This is a genomic window from Mycobacterium sp. (genome assembly GCF_049802695.1).
Taxonomy (GTDB): Bacteria; Actinomycetota; Actinomycetes; order Mycobacteriales; family Mycobacteriaceae; genus Mycobacterium.
In genome coordinates, this window is record NZ_JBARMY010000443.1 from 1 (window position 1) to 4,671 (window position 4,671).

The following is a 4,671-nucleotide window of genomic DNA, read 5'->3' on the forward strand; positions in this document are numbered from 1 at the left end:
ATTCGCTGAGCCGGGCAATGCCCAAGCCGGTCAGCGAATAGGTCAGTGCGAAGGTGACGCGGCAGGACTGGCCGTCGCCTTCGACGGAGGCTTCGAATGAGTGGCGGGTTCCGCGTAGCGATCGCCAGCGCAGTCCGTTTGTCTTGTGGTGGCTGACCAGAACGCGACCTCCTAAATGGATGGTGCCGCTGACCAGGAAAACGTCCCAAAGCTGGTCTTCGCCGCTGTCGCCGATGTATTCGCAACGGCCAACGGTCGCCAGTACGGGGATGAACCGGTGCGGATCACCCACGAAAGCGCCGACCTGATCGGCCGGCCGGCGGATGTGCTTGTCGACGGTGACGGTCTGGGTCATGAAAGTTGCAGCCTCACCTGATCATCGGTACGACGGTTTTGCTGGCCAGCCGTGAGAGTCCGACTTGCATGGCGCTGGTGACGTAGTCGTAGGCGTGATCCCAGTCGGGCTCTCGGCCGAATCGGCCCCGCAGGTCGATCGGCTCCAGCACCTGCATGCGGATCTTCGCCGGCAGCGGAAGAAACGGCAGCGGAACAGGGGAAAGGCCCCAGGGAATGCTGACCGTCACCGGGAACGTCTTGACCCGCAACAGCTTGTCCAGTCGGAGTGCTTTGGCTGTGCGCCGGCCGTCATTGAGCACCACGAACGTGTCATGTCCACCGGTGGCCACCACTGGCATGACTTTGACGTTGCAGTGGTGCGCCAGTTGCAGAAAGCCCTTGTGGCCGGAGAAGACGATTCTGTTGCGGTCGCGCCAGGGGCGCAGCGCCTCGACGTCGCCACCTGGGTAGACCAGCGCCGAGCCGCCGCTGCCGAAAATCGTCTCCGAGAACGCATGGTCGGCGGGAACGACGCCGAGCTTGCGCGTCAGCGGACCGAGTACCGGAGCCTTGGTCAGCACGTCATGCGCCAGCGCGTAGAGCGGTCGGCCTTCGACAGTGAAAAAGGTGTTGTACGCGAGCAGGAAGACGAACGTGTCCGGCGTCGCGCCGCCGCCGCTGTGATTGCCAACGAACAGCACCGGCTCGTCCGGTACGTTTTCCAAACCGTTGACCTCGGCGCGAAACCACACACTCGCCGTGAGCCACAACGTGGGCAGCACGGTGCGGATGAAGTCGGGATCGCGTCCACGCAATTCCAATGGCAGTGTCGTGTCAGTCACACCGCTACGTTAATCGTCGGCACCAGAGGTCAGATCCCCGCGCCGGGGTTGAGGATGGCGTCAGGATCCAACGCGTTCTTGATGCGGCGATTGAGCGCCATCGCTTCCGGGCCCAGGTAGCCGGCCAGCCAGGGCTGCTTCAACCGCCCGACGCCATGCTCGCCGGTGATGGTGCCGCCCAGACCGGTGGCGAGCTCCATGATCTCCCCGTACGCCAGCTCCGCTTGTTCGGTCAGCGCCGGGTCGGCGGGGTCGTAAACGATCAGCGGGTGGGTGTTTCCGTCGCCGGCGTGCGCGATCACCGAGATCAGCAGCCGGCGCTCAGCGGCGATGCGGGCCACCCCCCCGACCAGGTCGGCCAGGGCGGGCAGCGGCACACCGACGTCCTCCAGCAACAGCGGGCCCTTGGCCTCCACCGCGGGAATGGCGAACCGACGGGCCGCGACGAACGCCTCACCCTCTTCGGGGTCGTCGGTCGAGAAGACCTCCGTCGCCCCGTTTTCGGCGAATATCCCGGCCATGAACTCGGCGTCCTCGCTGCCGGCGTGCCCGCGTTCGTCGGACGCCGCCAGCAGCATCGCGGCCGCGCCGCGGTCGAGACCCATCCGAAGCTTGTCCTCCACGGCGTTGACCGCCACCGAGTCCATGAACTCCAACATCGCCGGACGGGTCCGGCTGGTCACCGCGAGCACCGCCGCGGCCGCGGCCTGCACCGAGGCGAAGTTGGCCACCACCGTGCTCAACGGCTGCTGCGGCGGCACCAACCGCAGCGTGACCTCCGTGATGACACCCAGCACGCCCTCGCTGCCGACGAACAGTTTGGTCAGCGAAAGCCCAGCCACATCCTTGAGTCGGGGCCCGCCGAGCCGAACCGCGGTGCCGTCGGCCAGCACGACCTGCAGACCGAGCACGTAGTCAGTGGTGACACCGTATTTGACGCAGCACAGGCCGCCCGCGTTGGTCGCGATGTTGCCGCCGATGCTGCAGATCTCGTAAGACGACGGGTCGGGCGGGTACCACAGGCCGTACTCGGCGACGGTCTTCTTCACTTCGGCGTTGAGCAGCCCGGGTTGTGCGACGGCCGTGCGGGTGACCGGATCGACGGCGATGTCGCGCATCTTCTCGGTGGACAGGACGATCCCGTCGTCGACGGCGGTGGCCCCGCCCGACAGTCCAGAGCCGGCGCCGCGGGTGACCACCGGAACGTGGTGCGCGCTGGCCCACCGCAACACGATCTGCACCTCTTCGGTGCGCCGCGGCCGCACTACTGCGAGCGGTTTCCCGGCGTACGGGTCAAGGGCGCGGTCCTGGCGGTAGGCCTCGGTGATCGCCGGGTCGGTGACCACCATGCCTTCTGGCAGTTCAGCCGCCAGCTTGGCCAACACATCCGTGCCCACGTCTTGATCCTACGGAGGCCGGTGAACGAGCCGCCCGGTCTACTTGACCCCGGGTGTGCGCCGTAGCACCCGCAATCCGGCGGTCATTGCCCGGGCGTAGCGGTCCGCACGCAGCCAGGTCGGTGCTCCCACCGGCAGCAGGCGTTCGGTGGCGATCGTCTGCGACTCGGTGTATTTGAGGATTCCATGCTCGCCGTGGCGCCGGCCCAGCCCGGAGTCCTTCATGCCGCCCATCGGGGCGTCGACGGAAGCCCAGGCCGCGGCATAGGCGCCGTTGACGTTGACGGTGCCGGCTTTCAGTTGCGCGGCGACGCGCCGGCCCCGGGCCGGGTCATCGGTCCAGACGGCGAAGTTCAACCCGTACGGGCTGTCGTTGGCCTTCTCGATGGCCTCGGCCTCCGAATCGACCGGGTACAGCGAGACCACCGGCCCGAACGTTTCGTCGGCGAACGCCACCATGCCCTCGCGCACGTCGGTCAGGATGGTCGGCTCGTAGAAGTACGGCCCGATGTCGGGACGCGGTCGGCCGCCGGCCAGCACGGTGGCGCCCTTGTTTTTCGCGTCGTCGACATGGTCGATAACGGTTTGCAGCTGCTTGTCGTCGATCAGCGATCCCATGTCAGCTGCGTAATCCAGCGCCCCGGACAGCGACATCGCCTTGGTCGCGGCGACGAACTGGGCGACGAAGTCGTCCCACAGCGCTCGCTGCACGTACATCCGCTCGATTGAGATGCACAGCTGCCCGGCGTTGGAGAAGGCCGCCCGCACGGCGCCCGACACCGCCTTGGCGACATCGGCGTCGTCGAGCACGAGCAGTGCGTTCTTGCCGCCGAGTTCCATCGAGCAGTCGATCAGCCGCTCGGCCGCCTGCTTGGCGACGTTGCGGCCCACGCCGGTCGATCCGGTGAACATCAGGTAGTCGGACTGCTCGATGATCGGCGTGCCCAGCTCGGATCCCGGTCCGGTGACCATCTGAATCAGGCCGCGCGGCATGCCGGCCTCCTCGAGCAGCCCGACCGCCCACAGCGCCGAAAGAGGCGTGCGGTCGTCGGGCTTGGCCAACACGGCGTTGCCGGCCACGATCGCCGGGAGGGCGTCGCTGATGCCCAGGGTCAGTGGGTAGTTCCACGGCGAGATGATGCCTACCAACCCTTTGGGATGGTGATGCTCCCAAACCTCGGTCAACACCAGCTGCACACCTTGGCGCCGCTTGGGTTTCAGGTAGTCCTCGGCGGTATGCGCGTAGTAGCGCGACGTGAGGCAGACGTCAAGTACTTCTTCGAAGGCGTGCCGGCGCGCTTTGCCGTTCTCCAGCTGGATCAGGTCGAGCACTTCGTCCTGACGCTTCAGCACCAGGTCGTGAAACCGCAGTAGCACGGCCGCCCGCTCGGCTATCGGACGTGCGGCCCATTCGGCCTGCACGGCACGGGCGCGTCCCGCGGCGGTGACGACGTCCTCGGGTGAGCAGTGCGGCACTCGGGCCAGCGGCTCGCCGGTCATGGCGTTGGTGACTTCCCGGTGGCGACTGCCGTCGGCGGCCTCCACACGCCGGGGCAACGTCTCCAGCATCGGGCCGACGTCACGTCGGGTGGCCGATCGGGCGGGCGAGCGAAGTGCGTTCATGACTCAATCCTTATCCTCAGCGCTTCGGTGTGAATAGCCTTTCGTGAGTCTGGTTCAAACCGCCCGCCCGCAGCGCGGCGGGCAGCCCCTCCGCGATGGTCGTCGGCAAGCGTGCACAGTAGAGCGGTGCGCCTTGCCCACCCCCGCACCGCGGAAGCTTTCGACTCTCCGGTACCGCCGCGCACCGGCTGGCCGGGTGATCCCGCCACTGCTCAGACGGCTGTGGCGTCGTCTCCGATGCAGGTGGGCGCGATCGCTGAGACCGTCGAGACGGCGGGCGAGCTCGACGCCCTGGTGTCGGTGTGCCGCGCTTGCCCGCGGCTGGTGGACTGGCGCGAGCAGGTTGCGATCACCAAACGGCGGTCGTACGCCAACGAGCCGTATTGGGGGCGGCCGATCCCCGGCTGGGGCGCGCACCGTCCGCGGGTGCTCGTTGTCGGTCTGGCACCGGCGGCCCACGGCGGTAACCGCAC

At 67.5% G+C, this 4,671-nt stretch carries 4 protein-coding genes and 1 pseudogene; 1 reads left to right on the forward strand and 4 read right to left on the reverse strand.

What is annotated here, in order from left to right; translation table 11 throughout:
* From WA317_RS17850 to WA317_RS17865, 4 genes are all read right to left on the reverse strand, one after another.
* Positions 1 to 355, reverse strand: a 355-nt coding sequence (locus WA317_RS17850; protein ID WP_425174301.1) for a hypothetical protein, incomplete at its 3' end; no start/stop codon positions are given.
* 13 nt (positions 356 to 368) lie between these two features.
* Complete coding sequence (locus tag WA317_RS17855) at positions 369 to 1,178, reverse strand: 1-acyl-sn-glycerol-3-phosphate acyltransferase (protein ID WP_425174302.1); 810 nt, start codon at positions 1,176 to 1,178, stop codon at positions 369 to 371.
* Between the two features lie 29 nt (positions 1,179 to 1,207).
* Entirely contained in the window at positions 1,208 to 2,575 is a 1,368-nt protein-coding gene (locus tag WA317_RS17860) for an FAD-binding oxidoreductase (protein ID WP_425174303.1), read from the reverse strand.
* A gap of 39 nt (positions 2,576 to 2,614) precedes the next feature.
* Positions 2,615 to 4,144 carry a succinic semialdehyde dehydrogenase gene (locus WA317_RS17865; protein WP_425174304.1) on the reverse strand — a complete coding sequence of 510 codons (1,530 nt, stop codon included), beginning with the start codon at positions 4,142 to 4,144 and terminating at the stop codon, positions 2,615 to 2,617.
* Between the two features lie 180 nt (positions 4,145 to 4,324).
* Between WA317_RS17865 and WA317_RS17870 the strand changes: the two are divergent.
* Positions 4,325 to 4,671, forward strand: a pseudogene (locus WA317_RS17870) (uracil-DNA glycosylase); the annotation flags it as partial.

Bases quoted from the DNA above. Each gene is read 5' to 3' on its own strand.
- WA317_RS17865 (WP_425174304.1), bottom strand. From the start codon at position 4,144: ATGCTGGAGACGTTGCCCCGGCGTGTGGAGGCCGCCGACGGCAGTCGC.